This is a genomic window from Streptomyces hawaiiensis (assembly GCF_004803895.1).
GTDB lineage: Bacteria > Actinomycetota > Actinomycetes > Streptomycetales > Streptomycetaceae > Streptomyces > Streptomyces hawaiiensis.
The window spans coordinates 1,552,407-1,573,943 of record NZ_CP021978.1; the positions used below are offsets into that span (position 1 = coordinate 1,552,407).

General features: G+C 72.2%; 13 protein-coding genes and 3 pseudogenes. 7 read left to right on the forward strand and 9 right to left on the reverse strand.

The genetic code is table 11. The annotated features are described in order from the left end of the window. Window positions 1-2 precede the first annotated feature (2 nt). From CEB94_RS07170 to CEB94_RS07190, 5 genes are read right to left on the reverse strand one after another with little or no spacing between them, the layout of a single operon-like run. The gene (locus tag CEB94_RS07170) at window positions 3-608 is read right to left on the reverse strand and encodes a GTP-binding protein (RefSeq protein WP_175431361.1); all 606 of its coding nucleotides are present in this window, start codon (window positions 606-608) and stop codon (window positions 3-5) included. Then, window positions 589-846 (reverse strand): hypothetical protein, encoded by a 258-nt coding sequence (locus tag CEB94_RS41660; protein ID WP_175430193.1) that lies wholly within the window; start codon window positions 844-846, stop codon window positions 589-591. Before CEB94_RS41660 ends, CEB94_RS07170 begins: the two co-directional genes overlap by 20 nt. 23 nt (window positions 847-869) lie before the next feature. Then, on the reverse strand, window positions 870-1,265 hold the full coding sequence (locus CEB94_RS07180; RefSeq protein ID WP_031138790.1) for a DUF742 domain-containing protein: 396 nt from the start codon (window positions 1,263-1,265) through the stop codon (window positions 870-872). Between the two features lie 9 nt (window positions 1,266-1,274). Next, window positions 1,275-1,706 (reverse strand): roadblock/LC7 domain-containing protein, encoded by a 432-nt coding sequence (locus CEB94_RS07185; protein WP_175431362.1) that lies wholly within the window; start codon window positions 1,704-1,706, stop codon window positions 1,275-1,277. Further along, window positions 1,703-4,738 (reverse strand): nitrate- and nitrite sensing domain-containing protein, encoded by a 3,036-nt coding sequence (locus CEB94_RS07190; protein ID WP_175431363.1) that lies wholly within the window; start codon window positions 4,736-4,738, stop codon window positions 1,703-1,705. Before CEB94_RS07190 ends, CEB94_RS07185 begins: the two co-directional genes overlap by 4 nt. Before the next feature lie 419 nt (window positions 4,739-5,157). On the opposite strand from CEB94_RS07190, the gene CEB94_RS07195 reads away from it, so the two are divergent. Further along, window positions 5,158-5,604 (forward strand): hypothetical protein, encoded by a 447-nt coding sequence (locus CEB94_RS07195; RefSeq protein WP_246112135.1) that lies wholly within the window; start codon window positions 5,158-5,160, stop codon window positions 5,602-5,604. A gap of 120 nt (window positions 5,605-5,724) precedes the next feature. Here CEB94_RS07195 and CEB94_RS07200 read toward each other — a convergent pair whose 3' ends face one another. Genes CEB94_RS07200 through CEB94_RS07210 form a run of 3 tightly spaced genes read right to left on the reverse strand, consistent with a single transcriptional unit; the run spans window position 5,725 to window position 7,525 of the window. After that, window positions 5,725-6,915 (reverse strand): NAD(P)/FAD-dependent oxidoreductase, encoded by a 1,191-nt coding sequence (locus tag CEB94_RS07200; protein ID WP_175431365.1) that lies wholly within the window; start codon window positions 6,913-6,915, stop codon window positions 5,725-5,727. Next, window positions 6,903-7,205, reverse strand: coding sequence for a hypothetical protein (locus tag CEB94_RS07205; RefSeq protein ID WP_175431366.1), 303 nt, complete (start codon window positions 7,203-7,205; stop codon window positions 6,903-6,905). The genes CEB94_RS07200 and CEB94_RS07205 overlap by 13 nt, the downstream gene beginning before the upstream one ends. Further along, window positions 7,202-7,525 carry a bifunctional 3-phenylpropionate/cinnamic acid dioxygenase ferredoxin subunit gene (locus CEB94_RS07210; RefSeq protein ID WP_175431367.1) on the reverse strand — a complete coding sequence of 108 codons (324 nt, stop codon included), beginning with the start codon at window positions 7,523-7,525 and terminating at the stop codon, window positions 7,202-7,204. The genes CEB94_RS07205 and CEB94_RS07210 overlap by 4 nt, the downstream gene beginning before the upstream one ends. 315 nt (window positions 7,526-7,840) lie before the next feature. On the opposite strand from CEB94_RS07210, the gene CEB94_RS07215 reads away from it, so the two are divergent. The 6 genes and pseudogenes from CEB94_RS07215 (at window position 7,841) to CEB94_RS07240 (ending at window position 16,738) form a co-directional block, all read left to right on the forward strand. Further along, window positions 7,841-8,668: an IclR family transcriptional regulator gene (locus CEB94_RS07215; RefSeq protein WP_175431368.1), complete on the forward strand. Its 828-nt coding sequence runs from the start codon at window positions 7,841-7,843 to the stop codon at window positions 8,666-8,668. Between the two features lie 228 nt (window positions 8,669-8,896). Beyond that, window positions 8,897-10,000 (forward strand): annotated as a pseudogene (locus tag CEB94_RS07220) (S-(hydroxymethyl)mycothiol dehydrogenase). 114 nt (window positions 10,001-10,114) lie between these two features. Beyond that, a pseudogene (locus CEB94_RS07225) lies at window positions 10,115-12,564 on the forward strand (GcvT family protein). Window positions 12,565-12,638: 74 nt separating this feature from the next. Beyond that, window positions 12,639-13,769 (forward strand): aromatic ring-hydroxylating oxygenase subunit alpha, encoded by a 1,131-nt coding sequence (locus tag CEB94_RS07230; protein ID WP_175431369.1) that lies wholly within the window; start codon window positions 12,639-12,641, stop codon window positions 13,767-13,769. 1 nt (window position 13,770) lies between these two features. Beyond that, window positions 13,771-15,110: pseudogene (locus CEB94_RS07235) on the forward strand (aldehyde dehydrogenase family protein). Window positions 15,111-15,175: 65 nt separating this feature from the next. Beyond that, window positions 15,176-16,738: an APC family permease gene (locus tag CEB94_RS07240; protein WP_175431370.1), complete on the forward strand. Its 1,563-nt coding sequence runs from the start codon at window positions 15,176-15,178 to the stop codon at window positions 16,736-16,738. A 136-nt stretch (window positions 16,739-16,874) separates the two neighbouring features. On the opposite strand, the gene CEB94_RS07245 is transcribed toward CEB94_RS07240, so the two are convergent. Next, window positions 16,875-21,503 (reverse strand): hypothetical protein, encoded by a 4,629-nt coding sequence (locus CEB94_RS07245; protein WP_175431371.1) that lies wholly within the window; start codon window positions 21,501-21,503, stop codon window positions 16,875-16,877. Between the last annotated feature and the right edge of the window lie 34 nt (window positions 21,504-21,537).

Sequence of the window (21,537 nt, forward strand, 5' to 3'; positions counted from 1 at the left end):
TGTCAGCCGGTCACGGCCTCGCGGCGATCGGCCGCGTACGCCATGGCGTGCTGGACGACGCCGACGAGTGCGTCCTTGACCGACTCGCGGTCGCGGGCGTCGCACATCATGAGCGGCACGCCCTCGTCGAGGTCGAGGGCCTGGCGGACGTCCTCGATCGGGTAACGGGGAGCGCCCTCGAAGCAGTTGATGCCGACGAGGAAGGGGATCGAGCGCCGTTCGAAGTAGTCGATGGCCGCGAAGCAGTCCTCCAGGCGACGGGTGTCGGCGAGGACGACTGCACCGAGCGCGCCCTCGGAGAGCTCGTCCCACATGAACCAGAACCGCTCCTGGCCGGGCGTGCCGAAGAGGTACAGCACGAGGTCCTCGCGGAGGGTGATGCGGCCGAAGTCCATGGCCACGGTCGTGGTGTGCTTGCCTTCCACGCCGCTGGTGTCGTCGACCGGGCGCCCGGCCTCGGTGAGCCGTTCCTCGGTGCGCAGCGGCCTGATCTCGCTGACCGCGCCGACGAGCGTGGTCTTGCCCACGCCGAAGCCGCCGGCCACGAGGATCTTGAGCGTGACGGGCTCGACCGGAGGCTTGCCGCGCTCAGAACGCCCGAAGATCATCGGTCTCTTCTCCTGCTTGATGGGGGTCGGGCGACGGCGGGTCATAGCCTCCGCCGCCTGGGGTTTCGATGACGAGTACGTCAAGCAGCAGGGTGCGGACGTCCCCGACCGCGGCGTCGGCGTGGCGTGCGGGGCTGTCCGAGGGCAGCTTGTGGGTGAGCAGCCGGCCGTCCGGGCGCCGGGCGATCACGTCGGTGGAGGTGTCGTCCCGGTCCACCCGCACCTGCCGGCCAGTCACGTCAGACCTCGCTTCCGCACTGCTCACAGCGCCCGGAGGCCGTTGATCACGTCGCGCAGAATACTCTCGTCCGGCAGTTCGGCAGGGGGTACGGGCCGGTTCACGTGCACGAATTCCGCGTCCACGAGATCTCCGACAAGGACCCGTACCACCCCGATCGGCAGGTCGAGTTCCGCTGCGAGTTCGGCGACCGACTGCGGGATGTCGCGGCACAGTTCGACGATGTCCACATGCTCGGGGGAGAGCATGTGGTCCGCTTCCGGATCGTCCGCGTGCGGCTCCGCGACCACGACCGCGATCAGGTCCAGGCGGTGCTGGCCCTGGCTGCTGGTGCGGCCGCGGGTCATGGCGTACGGACGGACGACCGGTCCGGCCTCGTCGTCGAACCAGTGGCTTCTTCCCTGACCGTCAGCGCTCATGTCATCCCACTACCCGCCTGCGGGCAGATCGGTGCGCGGAGCGGCAGCCAGATGCACGCCCACCCGCTTCACGAGGAGCGTCATCTCGTAAGCGACCTGACCGACGTCCGAGTCGGCGTCCGAGAGGACGGCCAGGCAGCTGCCGTCGCCGGCGGCCGTCACGAACAGGAAGGCGTCATCGAGCTCGACGACCGTCTGGCGGACGTTGCCGGCCTCGAAATGGCGCCCCACGCCCTTGGCGAGGCTGTGGAACCCGGAGGCGACGGCGGCCAGGTGCTCGCTGTCCTCCCTGGTCAGGTCCTTGGACACGCCCGTCGGCAAACCGTCGCCGGAGAGCACGAGGGCCTTGCGAATGCTCGCGACACGGTCCACCAGGTCGTCGAGGAGCCAGTTCAGCTCGCCCGTGTTGGTGGTGTGGCCGGTCGCCTTCGGTGCGGTCATCGACCGTCCCCCTCTGTCGTTCCTTGTGGTGCTGCGCCGCTGTGGGCGGCATCGCCCGCGGCGTTCTCCTCGCGGCCGCGCTGCCAGCCACGCTGGAGCGATGCCATGCGGCTGCGTACTTCATCGGCGTCGCGTTCGACGGGCTCGGCCCTGTCGTCGGTACGCGGCTCCGAGCTCCGCTTCAGCTGCGGGGCCAGGTTGGCCTGCCGGACGCGCCGGGGCAGCGGCGCGGTGCCGGAGCCCGTCTCTTGGCGCGAGGGCTCGCCGGTGATCTCCGACGTGGAGCCGGAGCCGTGGTCGGGCCCGCCCGGGCCGCTCGCTGCGACCTCCGCGCGGCGGGTCCGCATCGGGAGGGTGGACGGCTCCGGCCGGTCGCCGACGGCACTGCCGGGCGGGGCCGGGGATTCGGTGCGGTCCTCGTCGCGGCCGGTCGTGCCGATGCCACGGCGGGCGGAGTCCGTCCCGCGACGTCGCGCCGGCAGCGGCGGCGGTGCGTCCGGGAGGGCGTCGCCCCGCAGGCTGCCGGTCGAGGAGCTCTCGCCGCGGCGCCGGGCCGGAAGGGCGGACGCGGGCTCGGGTCCCGGCCGGTCGGCGGCCCGGCCGCCCGCGGGCTCCTCGCCCCGGCGGCGTTGCGGGAGCGCGGCGGTGGGACCGGGCTCCGTTCGGCCGGTGCCCGTGGTGGTCTCCTCGTCCGTCTTCCCCCGCCGGGGGCGCTGTTCGGTGACGGGGCGCCCGTGCGAGCTGACCAGCTTGGGGGTGTGGCGGCGGGGCAGCGAGACCGGAGCACCCAGCTCGTCGTCGCTGTCTGCCCGGTCCCCCTCGCTGCGGGCGTCGGTGGTCTGCCGACGCGGATCGGTGCGACGGCCCGCCGTCTCGTCCGGGGCGCGGGTGAGGGAGTGGCGGGGGCGGAACAGGCCGCCGTGCTCACTGTCCTCGTCCTGGATGGCGCCGGGGAAGTCTTCGATGGCGTCCAGGTCGACGGGGGCCTCCAGCTCGACCGGACCGTCCAGCAGTGAGGCGGGCAGACCGGGGCGCTGCGCGGGTGCCTGGGACAGCGCGGCGCGGCGGCTGCCCTGCGGCTCGCTCTCCGGGGCCAGCTGGGGACGGTCGAGCCGGAACCCGAGGCCGTTGGTGTCCGGGACGTCGTCGGTCAGCAGCGCGTCGGGGATGAAGACCACAGCGGTCGTGCCGCCGTACGGGGAGGGCTGCAGGGAGACGCGGACGTTCTGGCGCTGGGCGAGTCGGCTGACCACGAACAGGCCGAGCCGGTCGGTGTCGGAGAGCTCGAACTCCGGCGTCTCGGCGAGCCGGAGGTTGGCGTCCAGCAGCGCTTCGGCGGCCATGCCGAGGCCGCGGTCGTGGATTTCCAGGGTGAAGCCGTTGGCGACGCGCTCGCCGAGGACCTGCACGGCGGTGTGCGGCGGCGAGAAGACCGTGGCGTTCTCCAGGAGTTCGGCCACGAGATGCGTGAGGTCGGCGACGGCCGGGCCGGTGACGGCGATCCGCGGGAGGCGGCGGACCTCGATGCGCTCGTAGTCCTCGACCTCGGCGACGGCGGCGCGTACGACGTCCATGAGCTGGACGGGCTTGCGCCACTGACGGGAGGGTGCGGCGCCGGAGAGGATCACCAGGCCCTCGGCGTGCCGGCGCATGCGGGTGGTCAGGTGGTCGAGGCGGAACAGGTCGGCGAGTTCCTCGGTGTCCTCGGTCCGGCGCTCCATGGCGTCGAGGAGGGTGAGCTGCTTGTGGAGCAGGACCTGGCTGCGGCGCGCGAGGTTGACGAACACCTCGGAGACGCCTGCGCGCAGCTCGGCCTGCTTGACGGCGGCCTCGACGGCGGCGCGCTGCAGAGTGTTGAGGGCCTGGCCGACCTCGCCCATCTCGTTCTTGTCGTACTCGAGGCGCGGGACCTCGGTCTCGACGTCGACCTGCTCGCCCGCGGAGAGGCGGCGCATGACGCTGGGCAGGCGCACCCCGGAAGCCTCGTGGGCGTCCAGACGCAGCTGCCGCAGATCGCGGATGAGGGTGCGGCCGACGCGTACGGACAGGAAGAGGGAGACCAGGAGCGCGATCAGACCGAGTGCGCCGGCGATGACCGCCTTGGCGATGACGCCGACGGCGACGGGGTGGACGCGGTCCTGGTAGCGGTCATTGGCCTGGTCGTTCAGGGTGCCGAGCTCGTCGAGCACGTTGCCGGCGGCGCTGTCCCAGCTCTTGGCGGAGACGCCGCGGGGGGTTCCGGCCCCGGAGGAGACGGCGGCTTCCTCGGCCACGCGCAGGGGAGCGGAGGAGGCGTTCTTCCAGAAGCTCTGGTAGCGGTCACGTTCGGCCACGGGCAGCAGCGGCAGGTTGACGTCGTACATCAGGGTGCGCTGGGCCACGAGGTCGGAGATGTCCCGCTCTTCGGAGTGGGAGATCCTGCCGACGATCAGCGCGGAGCCGAGGAGGGCGTCCTCGCGGGAGAGCAGTTCGCGGGCACGGGCGAGATTGACCAGCGCGCGGTACTGCTTGTCCAGTTCGACGTTGTCGACCACGTGCAGGTTGGCCAGGAGGACGTAGCAGGGGTCGACGAGCCGGTTGTAAAGGTCGAGGGCCTGGGTGCGGTTGACGGTGCCGTCCTCGACGCTGCGGCGCAGCGACTCGATGCCGTCGAAGGCGTCCAGGACCGCGGTCAGCCGCTCGTCGGTGTCCGCGCCCATCGCGTCGCGCACGTCCGGGTTCCGGGCGTTCTCGCGGATGCTGCCGACGGCTTCGTCGGTGGCGGTCCGGCTGCGCCGGAGCGCGGCGAGCCCGTCGGAGGCGCGGGGATCGGCGAGGTAGACGAGGGTCTGGCGGCGTTCCTCCTGGAGGACCCGAACGGTGTCCTCGATGGGGTAGCCGATCTTCTCCACCACGGACGACACGTTGAACAGGTCGCCCGCCTCACGTCCCGTGAGCACCGTGGCGAAAGCCCAGATCGCGGTCAGGGACACCAGCGGCACGAGAAGCAGCGCCACGATCTTCCGGCGGATGGACTTCCCGCGAAAGCGCATGGCCTCCCCCAGCTCGGGCCCCCGGCTACCCGGGGTACACATGTGCGTCAACAAACGGCGCGAGCCTACTACCGACCCACAGGGAACTCGAAGACCGGTCCGGAACCTGAACTTCCGCGCCAGCCACGAGGCATGGCGAGTTGTCCGGGCATTGCGGGAGTTGTCTCCCCGAAACCGGTGGTCGCGGCGTGACTCAATCCTCGAACTTCGCCAAGGCGGTTGGCTGAAATTTTTCGGTTCCCGGGAATCTTCGTGAGGAGTTGTTCGTCCTTCTCTTTGGGAAACGGGGGCGGAATCGGCCACAGGAGCCGCGTCCCGCACCCGGGCGGCGTAAAACAGCGCAAGCCGGGCAGCCACTGGGGAGCACGGGTCTTCGGATGCGAGCGAGCGGTCTGCTGGCGGTGGGGAGTGACACGGTGATGGGCACGGCGGAACGGCGCGGTGCGCCCAGGGTTGGCGCCCGGGAGCAGCAGTACTACCGGCCCTTGTGGGTCGAGGAGCCCGCGCGGCGGCGGCGCTTGCCGGATCCGGTGCGGACGGCGGCCGTACGGGCGGTCCTCCTCATAGCCGTGACGCTGATTCAGGCGATGGTGGCCTTCCTGTGCACGATGGCCGGGTCCTGGCTGGCGTTCCCGATGGTGATCAGCAGTGTGGTCAGCACGATCGCGGCCACATGGGGTGCGCTCGACGTGTGGGTGACGCGCCAGGTCTGGAACCAGCGCCACGGGGTGGTGTCCGTGCCGAGCAGCACGGCGCGGGCCCTGCGGCGCGAGCGGCGCCGGACCCGGCGGCAGGAGCGGGCCGCCGAGCGGGCGCAGGAGCGGATACGCCGGCGGGGTGCAGCCGGGCAGTTGTCCCACTCGTGAGGTGTGACGGCAGGGGGCCGGGCGCGGCGGGCGAGGTGACCGGCTGCGAGAGCGGCCGCCGGGCCGGGGCCCGGGTGCTGCGAGAGCGGTCGCCGGGCCGGGGCCCGGGTCGGCACCTCCTCAGCGTAGGACCGACCGTGCCCGCTCCTCCCCCGCGCCCCGCGCGAGTTCGCGTCTCGCGCGCATGAAGGGACGCGGGCGGTCCACGGCGAGTACGGCCGTCGTACGGCCGTCCCGCTCGTACCGGGCGAGGAAGCCGCCTTCGGCCGGTGCGCCGCCGGAGAGTTCGCCCTCGGTGATGCGGACGGTGTCGCCGTCCCTGTGCCGGCCGGCGAACTGGATGCGGGCGCCGTACTGGTCGGACCAGAAGTAAGGCACCGCGACGGCGGTCTCGGCGGTGCGTCCGGCGAGCAGGTTGGTCACGGCGGCTTTCGGCTGCCGGGTGGCGGACGTCCAGTGCTCGGCGCGGTGGCCGCCGACGCTGGCGATGTCGCCCACGGCGACGACCTGCGGCAGGGCCGTCACACAGCCGTCGTCGCACAGGACGCCGTCCTGCAGGGCGAGGGGCGAGCCGGCCAGCCAGGCGGTGTTGGGGGTAGCGCCGATGCCGACGATCACGATGTCCGCGGGGAGGGTGCGACCGTCGGTGAGGTCCACTCCGGTGACGGCGGCGGCACCCCGCAGCCCGGCCACGCCGGTGCCGGTGACCAGGTCCACGTCGGCGCGGCGGTGCAGTGCGGCGCACACTGCGGCCATCTCGGCGCCCAGCTGGGGCACCAGCGGGAGCGGGGCGGCCTCGACGACGGTGACGGAGTGGCCGAGGGAGGAGGACGACGACGCGGTCTCGGCGCCGATGAAGCCGCCGCCGATGACGACGACCCGGCGCGGACCCCGGGTGAGTTCCTCGCGCAGGGCCCGGGCGTCGTCGAGGGTGCGCAGCGTGTGCACTCCGGCCAGGGCGTAACCGGGCAGGCGCCGGGCCGAGGCACCGGTGGCGATGACGAGGCCGTCGGTGGAGACGGTGCGGCCGTCGTCCAGCAGCACGGTCCGGTCTCGGGCGTCGAGGGCGCGGGCACGGACGCCGAGGATCCACTCGGCGCCGAGTTCTGCGCTCTCCTCGGCGTCGGAGAGCGCGAGTTGGGTCTCGTCGGCTCGGCCGGTGAGGAAGTCCTTGGAGAGAGGTGGCCGGTCGTAAGGGGTGTGGGGTTCGTCGCCGATGATCACGAGACGTCCGTCGTAGCCCTGGGCGCGCAGTTCCCGGGCGGCGTAGAGACCGGAGAGAGAGGCGCCGACGATGGTCACGGTTCGCATGCGGGGTGCCTCCTCGCGGCGTCCGAAGCGCCGCCAACCGCATCCGTCCCGGCGCGGCTGCTGTGCGCGTCGGGCGCGTCGGCCTCACGGGCGGCGGTGCGGAAGCCGCGGGGCGCCGCCGCGCCGGCCTCACCCACCCTGGTGCGGAACGCCCGCCCTCTCGCCGCCCCGGCCTCACCAACCCCGGTGCGGCACCCGCGGGTCCACGGCCCCTCGGCGTCGCCGAGCCCGGTGCGGTACGCCGCGGCAACGGCCTCGCCGCTCGCGTCTCCCGTGCGGTGCGCGTTCACGCCGCCGTCCCCTTCTCCGCCGCGAGGTGGACGTGGATGAAGCCGTCGTCGACGGTGACGCGGTGGGTGCGGACGGGGCGGCGGGCCGGGAGACAGGTCGGGGCGCCCGTGCGCAGGTCGAACGAGGCGGCGTGCAGCGGGCATTCGACGAGGCAGCCCTCCTGCCAGCCCTCGGAGAGGGAGGCGTCCTGGTGGGTGCAGGTGTCGTCGATGGCGTAGAGATCGCCGTCGTCGGTGTGAAACACGGCGACGGGCGGGGTCGTCTCGACGCGGAAGGACTCACCCTTGGGGAGGTCTTCGAGGCGGCAGACGGGAATCACGGGCCCCCCTCTCGGTCCGGGACGCATGGTCCGGACCAGTTCGGCCAGACTGTAGGCAGTTCCATGGAGTGCCGGACCGGGGCGGGTCCGGGCACGGAAAGGTGTTGGTGCACGTCATCCGGTCCAGCCCTCGGGGCGAGTCCCCTGCCGGGAGCTTCGTCCCCTACCGAGTTCCGGACGCTTCGGTAACATGATGTTTCACATGGCGCAGGAGCAAGCGCCATACGCAACAGAATCCGGGCGGGGCGACCGTCGCGTCAAGGGGTTCCCGCAGATGCGGCCCAAACAGGGCCGACAGGTGGTGAGTGTTCAGCCATGACCCGCACGCAGAAGCAGCCCGGCCAGGAGGAGAACCGCACGGAGAGCGGAGCCAAGAGCGGCAGAGGCGCGGCGAGTGCCGTTCAGTCGGTGGATCGCGCCGTGAGTGTGCTGGAGATCCTCGCCCGGCACGGCGAGGCGGGGGTGACCGAGATCGCCGATGAGCTGGACGTGCACAAGTCCACGGCGTTCCGGCTGCTCGGGGTCCTGGAGAACCGCGGCTTGGTGGCCCAGGCGAAGGACCGCGGCAAGTACTACCTGGGCGCCGGTGTACTGCGCCTCGCGGGGGCGGCGGCAGTGCGGCTGGACGTCTCGCAGGAGGGCGTCCCGGTCTGCCGGGAGCTCGCCGACGAGCTGGGTGAGACGGTCAACATCGCGGTCCTGGACGACGACGCGGCGGTCAACATCATGCAGGCCCGCGGCACCGCGTCCGTCACCGCGCAGAACTGGCTCGGCCGGCGCACCCCGCTGCATGCCACCGCCAGCGGAAAGGTGCTGCTCGCCCATCTGCCGCCGACCCTGCGCGAGGGTCTGCTGGCACGCCCGCTGCACCGCTTCACCGAACGGACCACGACGGTCGCGTCCCTGCTGCGCGGCGAGTTGGACACCGCGGTGCAGCAGGGGTACGCGATCACCAGGGAGGAGCTGGAGATCGGGCTGGCGGCAGCGGCGTCCCCCGTGCGGGCGCACGACGGCAAGGTCATCGCGTCGCTCAGCGTCTCGGGGCCGGTGTACCGGCTGACCCAGGAGCGGCTGCCCGAGATCGCCAAGCGCACGGAAGCGGCCGCGACCGAGCTGTCCCGTCGTATGGGGTACGGCTTCTGACGTAGCCCCGGCCGGTCGCCGGCAGGCGCGGGAGCACAGCGCGGGATCAGGTGAAATCCCTGGTCCCGCGCTGTTGCGTGTCCGGCGGCTTTCGCCCGTCCCGTTCCGTTTTCCAAGGGTTGACCCGAACCATGGCCCGCACCTCTTGACGGCTCCTCGACGGCTTCCCACTATGTTTCCCATCGCGCAACCCATCGTGCACTGCGCAACAGCAGAGGAGCGTGGTTCGTGCCACACCAGGTCCGTGCCGTAGTCGCTGTCGAGAAGGGTGCACCCGTCGAGGTGCGGACGATCGTGGTTCCCGATCCCGGGCCCGGGGAGGTCCTCGTCGGTGTGCAGGCCTGCGGGGTCTGCCACACGGATCTGCATTACCGGCAGGGCGCGATCAACGACGACTTCCCGTTCCTGCTGGGCCATGAGGCGGCAGGCACGATCGAGGCGGTCGGCGAGGGAGTCACCGAGCTCCAGCCCGGCGACTACGTGGTGCTGGCCTGGCGTGCCCCCTGCGGCGGTTGCCGCTCCTGTCGCCGCGGCCGCCCCTGGTACTGCTTCGACTCCCGCAACGCCGACCAGCCGATGACTCTGCTGGACGGCACACCGCTCTCCAACGCGCTCGGCATCGGGGCGTTCGCCGAGAAGACGCTGATCGCGGCGGGGCAGGCGGTGAAGATCGACCCGGCAGCGCGCCCGGAGGCAGCCGGGCTCATCGGCTGCGGCGTGATGGCCGGATAGGGCGCGGCGGTCAACACCGGCAACGTCGGCCGGGGCGACTCGGTCGCGGTGATCGGCTGTGGCGGGGTGGGCAACGCGGCGATCGCGGGCGCCTGTCTCAACGGTGCCATGAAGGTCATCGCCGTCGACATCGACGACAGGAAGCTCGACCAGGCGGAGAAGTTCGGCGCGACACACACCGTCAACTCGCGGGGCACCGACCCGGTCGAAGCGGTGCGGGAGCTCACCGGCGGCTTCGGAGTCGACATCGCGATCGACGCGGTGGGCCGGCCCGAGACCTTCCGGCAGGCCTTCTCCATGCGCGACCACGCCGGTCTGCTGGTCCAGGTCGGCGTGCCGTCCCCCGGGATGACGGTGGAACTGCCGCTGATCGACGTGTTCTCGCGGGGCGGCGCGATCAAGTCGTCCTGGTACGGCGACTGTCTGCCGAGCCGGGACTTCCCGTTCCTCATCGACCAGTACCTGTACGGGCTGCTGGACCTGAACGCGTTCGTCAGCGAGACCATCGCCCTGGACCAGGTGGAGGCGGCGTTCGCGAAGATGCACCGGGGTGAGGTGCTGCGCTCGGTGGTCGTGCTGGGCACACACCCCGCTCCCTGAGCCTGCGGGTCTCACGCACCTCGCGACCTGCGGACAGGACAACGGCTCCCCGTACCTCCGCGGCCCCAACGCCCCACTCCCTCAACGCGTTTCACCGTCCCGGCAAGGAGGGGCATGTCCAGCACTCCCGAAAACCCCCGCGTGGTCGTCATCGGTGCCGGCATCGTCGGCTGCTCCCTCGCCGACGAACTGACCGCCCGCGGCTGGACCGACGTCACCGTCCTCGAACAGGGGCCCCTGCCCTCCCCCGGCGGCTCCACCTCGCACGCGCCCGGCCTCGTCTTCCAGACCAGCCCGTCGAAGACCCTCACCGCCCTCGCCCGGTATACCGTCGAGAAGTTCGGCTCCCTCGACGTCGACGGCGTCTCCTGCTTCCACCAGGTCGGCGGCCTCGAACTGGCCACCACCCCCGAGCGCCTCGCCGAACTGCACCGCAGGGCCGGCTACGCCGCCTCCTGGGGCGTGCGCGGCGAGATCGTCAGCGCCGCCCGCTGCAAGGAACTGTGGCCGCTGATCGACGAGTCGGTGGTCCTCGGCGGCTTCCACACCCCCGACGACGGCCTCGCCCGGGCCCTGCCCGCCGCCCGCGCCCAGATGAGCCGGGCCACGGCACGGGGCGCCCGCTTCCTGGACCGGCACACGGTCACCGGCATCGAGCAGGCCGACGGCCGGGTCACCGCCGTCGTCACCGACCGGGGCACCTTCCCGGCCGACCAGGTCGTCTCGGCGGCCGGATTCTGGGGGCCGGTCATCGGCCGCATGGCCGGAGTCGACGTCCCTCTGCAGCCACTGGCCCACCAGTACGCCAGGACCGGGCCGCTCCCCGAGCTGAGCGACGCCACCGCGGAGGCCTCGAAGCCCATCCTCCGCTTCCAGGACCGCGACCTGTACTTCCGCGAGCACACCGACCGCATCGGCATCGGCTCCTACGCCCACCGGCCCCTGCCCGTCGACCCGTTCGCGGTCCTGCCGTACGACGAGGCCCGGGCCCGGAACATGGACATGCCGTCCTCGTACCCCTTCACGGAGGAGGACTGGGCCCCCAGCTGGTCCGACTGCCGGCAGCTCATGCCCGCCCTGCGCGACGCCGAGATCGAGTCCGGCTTCAACGGCGTCTTCTCCTTCACCCCGGACGGCATGCCGGTCCTCGGCGAGTCCCGGCTGCTGAGCGGCTTCTGGCTGGCCGAGGCCGTCTGGGTCACACACTCCGCCGGTGTCGCCAAGGCGGTCGCCGAGTGGATGGTGGACGGGCGGCCGTCGATCGATCTGCACGAGTGCGACCTCACGCGGTTCGAGGAGGCACAGCGCTCACCGTCGTACGTCCTCGAGCGCGGTGCGCAGCAGTTCGTCGAGGTGTACGACGTCGTCCATCCGCTCCAGCCGATGGAGCGGCCGCGACCCCTGCGCGTCAGCCCCTTCCACGTCCGGCAGCAGCAGCTCGGCGCCTACTTCCTGGAAGGCGGCGGCTGGGAGCGCCCGCACTGGTACGAGGCGAACGCCCCGCTCGTGGACGCTCTCGGGCCCCTCCCCGAGCGGGATGCCTGGGCGGCCCGCCACTGGTCCCCCATCGCGGCGGCCGAGGCGAAGGCGACCCGTGAGGGCGTCGCCCTCTACGACATGACACCCCTGCGCCGCCTCGATGTCACCGGCCCCGGAGCCCTCGGCTTCCTCGACCGCATGACCAGCAACAACCTCCGCAAGAAGCCCGGCGCGGTCACCTACACCCTGCTCCTGGACGAGTCGGGCGGCATCCGCTCCGACCTCACCGTGGCCCGCCTCGCCCCCGACCGCTTCCAGGTCGGTGCCAACTCCCCCTCCGACCTGGACCGGCTGCTGCGCCACGCGCCCGGCGACGTCCACATCCGGGACGTCACCGCAGGCACGTGCTGCGTCGGCGTCTGGGGCCCGCTCGCCCGCGATCTCGTCCAGCCGCTCACCCCGGACGACTTCTCCCACGAGGCGTTCGGCTACTTCCGCGCGAAGGAGACGTACATCGGGCACGTCCCGGTGACGGCCATGCGGCTGAGCTACGTCGGCGAGCTCGGCTGGGAGCTGTACACCACCGCCGACCTGGGGCTCCGGCTCTGGGACACGCTGTGGGAGGCCGGCCGGCAGCTCGGCGTGATCGCGGCGGGGCGCTCGGCGTTCAACTCCCTGCGCCTGGAGAAGGGCTACCGCGCCTGGGGCGTCGACATGACCGACGAGCACGACCCGTTCGAGGCGGGTGTCGGCTTCGCGGTGCGCATGGACCGGGAGGACTTCGTCGGCAAGGCTGCCCTGGCCCGGGCCGGCGAGCCCGCGCGCCGCCTCACCCCCTTCTCCTCGACGATCCCGCCTCCGTCGTCCTCGGCAAGGAGCCGGTCTACGTGGACGGCACCCCGGCCGGCTACGTCACCAGCGCGTCGTACGGCTACACGCTCGGCCGCTGCGTCGCGTACGCCTGGCTGCCCGCCGGTCTTCCCACGGGCACGGGCGTGCACATCGAGTACTTCGGCGAGAAGGTCCCGGCCACGGTCGCCGACGAGCCGCTGTTCGACCCGAACATGACGCGCATCCGCCGCTAGGCCGTGTCCGCAAAGTCCCGCCTGCCCCGCGCCGCCCGGCACCCCATGCCTTCTCCCCTCCGAGGAGCACGCACGTGACGACGACCCCGATCTCCCCGAGCCTGATCGCCACCCTCCCCGGGCGCTACTACACCGACCCGGACGTCTTCCGGCAGGAGCAGGAACGCGTCTTCGAGTCGATGTGGTTCTGCGCGGTCCGCAGCTGTGACCTGGACCGGCCCGGCGCCTTCCGCACCGTCCAGGTCGGTCGCGAGAACGTCATCATCACCCGTACCCGCAAGGGCGAACTGCGCGCCTTCCTCAACGTGTGCCGGCACCGCGGGGCGCGGCTGTGCACGGAGGAGTCGGGCGAGATCCGCCGCACGCTGCAATGCCCGTACCACGCGTGGACGTACGACCTCGACGGCAAGTTGATCGCCGCACCCAACTTGATCAAGATGCCGGACGTCGATCGCGTCGCGTACGGATTGATCAATGTCGCCCTGCGCGAGTGGCTCGGCTACGCCTGGGTGTGCCTTGCGGACGAACCGCCCTCCTTCGAGGCCACGGTCCTGCACGCGGCGGTCGAACGGCTCGGCGACGTGGCCGCGATCGATCATTACGGCACGGAGAACCTCGCGCTCGGCAAGCGCATCACCTATGACGTGAAGGCGAACTGGAAACTGATCGTCGAGAACTTCATGGAGTGCTACCACTGTGCGACGATCCACCCCGAGCTGACCGAGGTGCTGCCCGAGTTCGCCGACGGTTACGCCGCCCAGTACTACGTGGGCCACGGCGCGGAATTCGGCGACGAGGTCAAGGGCTTCACGGTCGACGGCAGCGAGGGCTTCGGCAGGCTGCCCGAGGTGAGCGCCGAGCAGGACCGCCGCTACTACGCCATCACGGTCAGGCCGACCGTCTTCGTCAACCTCGTCCCGGACCACGTCATCCTGCACCGCATGTTCCCGCTCGCCGAGGACCGCACGGTCGTCGAGTGCGACTGGCTGTACGCGCCCGAGGTGGTGGAGTCCGGGGCGGACGTGGCGAAGTCCGTGGAACTCTTTCACCGGGTCAACCTCCAGGACTTCGATGCCTGTGAACGGACGCAGCCGGCGATGGCTTCCCGCGCGTACCGCAAGGGCGGTGTGCTGGTCCCCAACGAGCACCACATCCGGATCTTCCACGAATGGCTCGTCGAGCGGCTGGGAGGCGCGTACGCCTGACCTGTTCATTGACGGTGAGTGGCTGGGGGGGCGGTAGACGAGCGCACACGTGAGATCCGCTGCCCGGCCGACGGCTCCCTGGTGGGGGTCGTGGACGAGGCGGGCGGCAAGGACACGACGGAGACCATCACGGCGGCCCGCCCGCCTTCGACGAAGGCTCCTGGCCGCGGACCCCGGCCCAGGAAGGCGGCGATCTGCTGCTGCGCTTCGGGCGGCTGGTGGCGAGCGAGACCGGCCGGGTGGTGGACACCGGCCGGGCGGACGTCGAGAGCCGGGTGGTGCACGAACCGGTCGGCGTGTGCGGGCTGATCACGCCCTGGAACTTCCCGCTGCCGCAGACGGCGTGGAAGGTCGCTCCGGCCCTCGCGGCGGGCAACACCCTCGTGCTGAAGCCGAGCGGCTGACCCCGCACACCGCGATCCATCTTCTGCGGCTGCTGGCGGAAGCCGGTCTTCCGCCGGACGTCGGCAACCTGGTCCCAGGCGCCGGGCCGGAGGCGGGCGCCCCGCTCGCCGACCACCCGGACGTGGACCTCGTCTCCTTCACCGGCGGCCTGGAGACGGGCCGCCGGCTGATGGCGGCGGCCGCCGGCACGGTGAAGAAAGTGGCCCTGGATCTCGGCGGCAAGAACCCGGACATCGTCTTCGCCGACGCCGGCTTCGAGGCGACCGTCGGCATGGCGCTGACCGCCGTGTTCCTGCACTCGGGGCAGGTGTGCCCGGCCGGGGCGCGGCTGCAGGTCGAGGACTCCCCGCACGACCGGTTCGTCGACGAGGTCGTACGCCGGGCGCGGTCCATCCGGCTGGCCGGGCCGTTCGACGCACGGGCGCGGACCGGGCCGCTGATCTCGGCCGCGCACCGGGCCAAGGTCGAGGCGTACGTGGCGAAGGGCCTGGCGGAAGGCGCGGTGCTACGCTGCGGCGGCTCGCGTCCGGACCGGCCGGACCTCGCCGACGGCTACTACTGCCTGCCCACCGTGCTGGACCACTACGTCTCGGGGATGTCGGTCGTCCGGGAGGAGTCCTTCGGGCCGGTTCTCACCGTCGAACGGTTCAGGAGCGAGGAGGAGGCGGCACGGCTCGCCAATGACACGGTCTACGGCCTGGCCGGCGCGGTGTGGACCAGTGACGAGGCCCGCGCGGCCCGGGGGTGGCGGCCCGGCTGCGGCTCGGCACGGTCTGGATCAACGACTACCACCCCTACGTCCCGCAAGCGGAGTGGGGCGGATTCAAGCAGTCCGGCTTCGGCCGCGAACTCGGGCCCGCGGGGCCGGCCGAATATCGCGGGACGAAGCACATCTGGTGCAACACCCGTCCCACGCCCCAGAGTTGGTTCGACTGACCCCAGACTGATCCACCAGGCCCTGATCCACCAGGCCCTGAGGCACACCCATTGAGGAACCGCCCATGAAGACGACCGAGGAGCCGACCGACCGAGACGGCCGGGACGATGCCGAGCTCACCGAGTTCGGCTACAGACCCGAGCTCAAACGCACGCTCGGCAACTTCCACACCTTCGCCGCCGGGATCAGCTACATCTCCATCCTGACCGGCACCTTCCAGCTGTTCTACTTCGGCTACGGCAGCGGCGGCCCCGCCTACTGGTGGTCGTGGCCGATGGTCTTCGTCGGCCAGTTCATGGTCGCGCTGTGTTTCGCGGAGCTCGCCGCCCGCTACCCCGTGGCGGGCTCCGTCTACAACTGGTCGAAGAAGATAGGCAATCCGCATCTGGGCTGGCTCGCCGGCTGGATGATGCTGATCGCCTCGATCGTGTCCATATCGGCCGTCGCACTGGCCTACCAGCTGACGCTGCCGCAGATCTCGTCGTTCTTCCAGTTCGTGGGGGACGGCACCGGTACGTACGACGTGGCGACCAACGCGGTCATCCTGGCCGCGGTCTTGATCCTGTTCACGACCCTCGTGAACGCCTTCGGCGTCAAGCTGATGGCAAGGATCAACACGGCGGGCGTGTTCATCGAGCTGATCGCCACCGTCGTATTGATCATCATGTTCGCGGTCCACATCACGCGTGGTCCGCAGGTCGTCATGGAGACGCACGGCACCGGCGCGGGGTACGGGAACGGCTACCTCGGTGCCTTCCTGGTGGCCTCGCTGGCCTCGGCGTACGTCATGTACGGCTTCGACACCGCCGCCTCGCTCGGCGAGGAGTCCCTGGACCCGACCCGGAACGCGCCGCGCGCCATCATCCGGGCGATCGTGGCGTCCTTCGTTCTCGGCGGCCTCGTTCTCCTGCTCGCCCTGATGAGCGTGTCCAGCCTGAAGGGCGAGAAGCTCTCCACGGACGGCCTGCAGTACATCGTGCTGGACGTGCTCGGCCCGACGGCCGGCAAGGCGATGCTGTGGTGCGTGCTGATCGCGGTGACGGTGTGCGCCCTGGCCGTGCACACGGCGGCGGTCCGGCTGGCGTTCGCGATGGCCCGCGACAACAACCTGCCCGCCTCCTCGAAGCTGGCCAAGTGCCACCCGCGGTTCCAGACGCCGGTCCTGCCGACCGTGATCATCGGGATCCTGGCGCTGGCGATCCTGGTGGTCAACATCCGCCAGCCGCAGATCTTCACGGTCGTCACCAGCATCGGCATCATCATGATCTACCTCGCCTACCTGGGTGTCACGGTGCCGCTGCTGGTCGCCCGGCTGCGCGGGAGGTGGCAGCCCGCGGGCGCGGGCCGGTTCTCGCTGGGCCGCTGGGGTCTGCCGGTCAACATCCTGGCCGTCCTGTGGGGCACCGCCATGACGCTCAACCTGATCTGGCCGCGGGCCGCGGTCTACAACGCCGCGGCTCCCTACCACTGGTACCTGCGCTGGGGCGCGGTGCTGTTCGTCGCCGTCATCGCCGGCGGCGGCTTCGCCTACTACTGGTTCGTCCAGCGGCACCGGACCGGTGTGCTGGCCGAGCACCGTTCGGAGACCGTGGCCGGCGCTCCCGCGACTGCCCCGGCGGCCGACTGAAAGACTGAAGGAGGACCCACACAACTCCAGCATCGCCTTCTGGGCCCCGGCCGAGGACCTCGACGACTGGGCGGCCGCGGGCTGCACTGATGATCGGCGAGAAGTGCGCCGATCTCCTGCGGGAGGACGCCCGCGTCTAGGAAACCGGGCGTTTGTACATCCTGGTCGCCGTGATCTCGCTGTGTCCGGCTTCCCCGTCGGGAGCCTCACGCGGCAGGCCCGGGCGGAGGTGTTCCTCGACGCTGATGTACTTGAGGCCCGCCCTCAGGTCGGCGTCGTTGCGCATGCGGATGACCAGGGGGAACTCGGCCAGCGCGGTGGTGTCGAACAGGCCCGTGGTGTACAGGAGCTGCACACCCAGGGCGTCCGACACCGCCCGCTGGAGTTCCAGCAGGTACGTGGCGTTGGCGCGGCCGATGGGGTTGTCGAGGAACAGCGTGCCGGCGTGCCGGTGCTTGTCGCGGCCCCGGTCGTTCGAGCGCAGCGCGGCCATCGTGCAGTAGAGGGCGATGGCGGCGGTGAGGAGCTGGCCGCCGGAGAAGACGTCGCCCATCTGCCCGACGGGGACGCGCTCGGCGCGCAGCACGGCGTCGGGCTTGAGGATCTCGACGGCGACGCCCTTGGGCTGGAGGGCGGCGGCGACGCCCCGCAGCAGCAGGGACATGCCGTCGCGGCGCAGGTCGGAGTTCTTCTTGACGGCGGCGCGGGTCGCCTCGTCGATGACCTCGCCGAGCCGCTCGGTGAGGGTGGCCTGGTCGGGCTCCTCGAAGCGGATGCGCAGGAACTCCTGGCCGGACCACTCCCCGAGGCCCTCCGGCAGCCGGGAGAGCCGCTGGGCGGAGCGCAGGGTGGCCAGGGCCGACTCGACCAGGCCGCGCAGCCGGTCCACGATCGAGTCGCGGTTGCGCTCCAGCTGCTCCAGTTCGTCGGTCAGGACACGGAGGCGGGGCGCGAAGGCGTCCGCCCACTTCTGGGCGTGCTCGGGCAGCGCGGAGGCGGGCAGTTCGCGGATCTGCTGCCGTGCCGGCGTGCGGACCTGCTCGTAGCGTGTGGAGTTGGCGTGCCGGACGAGGATGTCACTGGCCTCGCGGACGGCGGACTCGGCGGCGGACAGGTCGGCGGCGCAGCCGCGCAGCGACCGGCGGGCCTCGGCGGCGGACTGCCGGGCCTCCTCCGGGCTGCCGGGGTAGGGCTCCGTCTCCTCCTGCTCCTCCTCCGTGCCGTGCTCGCGCAGCAGGTCGCGGAGCATGGCGGCGATCTCGTCGAAGCCGCTCGCCGCGTCCTCGGCGGCGCGGTGGGCGTCGAGGAGTTCGGCGTGCGCCTCCCTGGCCTGGTTGAGCGCCTCGGTGTGGGAGGCGAGTTCGGCGGTGGCGGTGCGCAGCAGGGTCTGCGCGTGCTCGGCGTCGCGCGGCCGGCGGTCCTCGGGGAGGTCGGTGTGGGCCTCGCCGTCCTCGGGCGCGAGCCGTTCGGCCTCGCCGCGCAGCCGCCCGAGCTGCTCGCTCGCGGTCGACATCCGGGTCTCCAGGAGCTGCACCAGCTCCTCGGCGCGGGCGGCGGCGGCCTGGCGGCTGGGCCCGTCGGAGCCGTCGGGGGATTCGAGGAGCTGCTCCGCGCGCGTACGGACCTTGTTGCTCAGCCGGTCCAGCTCCGCGCGGGCCGCGCTTTCGTCGCTCTCGGCGCGGGCCTGCTCGGCGCGCAGGTCGGCGCCCACGCCGACCTGCTCGTACAGCTGGGACGCGGCACGGTAGGCCTCGCGCAGGGCGGGCAGGGAGACCTTGGGGGTCTGGACGTCGTCCTCGGGTACGTCGTCGGGGGCGCCCGCGATCTCGGAGCGCTCGGCGCGCAGCGCGCGGGCGGTGCGGCGGGTGTCGTCAGCGGCGCGCTGGGCGGCACGCCGGTCCTCGTCGGCGGCCCGGGCCCGGTCCAGGCAGGCCTGGGCGCTCGCCTCGGACTCGGCCGCCTCGTCGGCCAGTTCGCGCAGCTTGACCTGCCAGCCGGCCCGCTCGCGCAGCCGGAAGGCGAGCCCGGCGAGGGCGTCGGCGGAGCGGCGGGTCTTCTGCGCGGCCTCCTGCCGCTCGTCCCGGACGCGCGCGGCCTCGGCGGCGGCCTCGTCGGCCTCGGCCCGCACGGTCCGGGCCTCGGACAGCTCTGCCTCCGACTCCTCGGCGAACTCGCGTGTGTCGTGCGCCGCCCGGGCCAGTTCGGTGAGCCGGCCGGCGGGGCAGCCGGTGCGCCAGGAGGTGAGCCGGGCGGCCAGCTCGCGGTCCTTGCCGAGCCGGGCGGCGAGCGTGCGGATCTCCTCGTCCCGCTCGGTCGCCCGGGCGCGCAGCGCCTGCCGCTCCTCGTCGGCGGCGTGCTCGTCGTGCATGGCCGGGTTCGGCGGCACGAGGAACACGTCGCCGCTGTCGGTGCCAGGGGCCGGGGTCGGGGCGAGCAGGGCGGCGGCGGTGCCGACGGCCACGGCGGAACGGGGCAGCAGGGCCGCGTCGCCCAGCGCATCCCGGGCACGGGCGTGGGAGTCGGGGTCGGTGATGATCACGCCGTCGACGAGTTCGGGCCGGGCGGCCAGCACGCGTGCGTGGTCGGCCGGGTCGACGGCCTGCGCGAGATAGCGCCAGCCGGGCAGGGCGGGGATGCCGTGTTCGCCCAGGAACTCGACCGTGGCGAGCACGTCCGGGCCGGGAGGCAGCAGCCCGCCGTCACCGAGCGCGCCGAGGATCCGGGAGTCGTCGGCGGCGGCCGTACGCAGCTCGAACAGCTGCCGCTCGGCGGAGGAGACGGCGTCGTCGAGCAGGTCGCGCAGGTCGTCGGCGAAGCGGTCGAGTTCCTCGGGGGTGAGCCCGCGCCCGCCGGGGGGTGCCGGCGCGATCGGTTCGCTGTCCGTTCCGTGGCGGGGCTGCGGGATGCCCGGGCGGGGCTCCGGGGTGAGACTGAGCAGTTCCGCCAGCCGCTCCTCCCCCGCCAGTGCCTCGGCGGTGCGGCGCTCGGCCTCGTACGACCGCTGGGCCGCTGTCGCCGCGTCGGCCGCGCGGGCCGCGGTCAGTTCCGCGCGGCTCTCGGTGGAAGCGGCTTCGCGCGCGTGCTCCGCGGCCCGGCGGGACGCCTCGCGGGCCGTGTCCCAGGCCGCGACGGCGCTCTTCTCGGCGTCGCTGGCGGCCAGGGCGGCACGGGCCGGGTCGGCGTCGGGTGCGGAGTCGTCCAGCCAGCCGGCTCGTACCGCCTCGGCGGTCTCCTGCTCGACCTCGGCGAGGCGCTGCTTGAGGTGACCGATCTCGCTGCGGGCGCGCTGCGCCTGTGTGGCGGCGGCGGTGGAGTCGCGGTAGGCCGCGTCGCTGACCTCCTGCAGGGCGGCGGAGCGCTCCTCCTCCTCGTTGGCGTGGCTCTCCGCCTTCTCCGCGGCCGCGTGCAGGGCGCGCACGAGGTCGACGGCGGCCTTGGAGCGGGCGGCCAGCGCGGGCGCTGCGTCGCGCTCGGCCTCCTGGATCGCGGCGGACACGCGGGTGACGCGGTCGGAGGCGGCGCGGTGGCGCAGCACGGCCTCGGCGGCCTGCCATGCCGAGTAGAGCGTGCGGGCGTCGGCGAGCTCGCGCTTCTGTGCGGCGGCGGACTTCTCGGCCCCGGCGAGCGCCAGCGAGGCGTGCCGGTAGGCGAGTTCGGCGGAGATCAGCGCGCTGCGCTCGCGGGCCGCCTCGGCGTGTGTGACGGCGTACGCGGCGGCGGTGACCCGCTGGGCCAGGTCGGCGGCCCGGCCCCGTTCCCGCACACCGCGCGCGGACAGTCTGCGGGCCAGGGTCCGGGTACGGCGCTCGGCTCCGGCGTGGACGTCACGCGCGCGTGAGCGGGCCTCGGCGGCTTCGACGATCCGTCCGAGGAGGTCGGCGGAGCCGGCGGTGAATTCACGCTCGGCGATCAGCTCGGCGCGCCGGCCCAGTTTGTTGCCAAAGCCGCTGACCAGGTCGGCTAGCCCGTCGGTGTCGCGGGTGTCGGTGACGGCGCGCAGCAGCAGGTCGGTGAAGTCGGCGTCCTTCTTGACCGCGAAGAGACCGGCGGCCTCACCCTCGTCGGCGTTCATCTCCCGCTGGTAGCGGAAGAGTTCGGGGTCGAGGCCGAGGTCGCCGAGGTGCTCGATCCAGCGGTCGTGGGTCTCCTCCCAGTGCACCTCCAGATGCGGGTAGGTCTTGCCCGCCTCCGTGAGGGCGTCCCGGAAGCCCTTCATGGTGCGGCGCCGCCCGCGCGCGCTGGACTGGCCCTCGACCGCGGCCCGTACGGTGGTGGCCTCCGCCACGGGGAGGTTGTCGAGGCTCAGCCCGGGCCCGGGGCGGAAGGAGTACCAGGCCTCGGCGAACTTCCGCGGGTCGTTGGAGACCTGCCGCCCGCGCCACTCACTGACCTTGCCGACGACGACGCACTCGCCGGTCAGGACGTGCTGCCATTCCAGCGCGACGTGCCCGCAGTCGTCGGCGAGGAGGAACTTGCGCAGCACACCGGAGCTGGCGCCGCCGAGGGTGTTGCGGTGGCCCGGGAGCATCACGGAGAAGATGAGCTTGAGCAGCACCGACTTGCCGCCGCCGTTCTCCAGGAACAGCACGCCCGCGGGCGCGGGCCGGCGCGGCGGGCCGGCCGGCTCCTCCTCGAAGAACTCCGCCTGCGTGGGCGCGGGATCGGGCACGATCTCGCCCACTCCCCGCAGGTCAAGCACGGTGTCGGCGTAGCGCGCACCGGCGGGCCCGATCGAGTAGAGGCGGACCCGGGACAGCTCGTACATGGCGGACTCTCGTAAGTCTTCGTGAAGTGGGGGA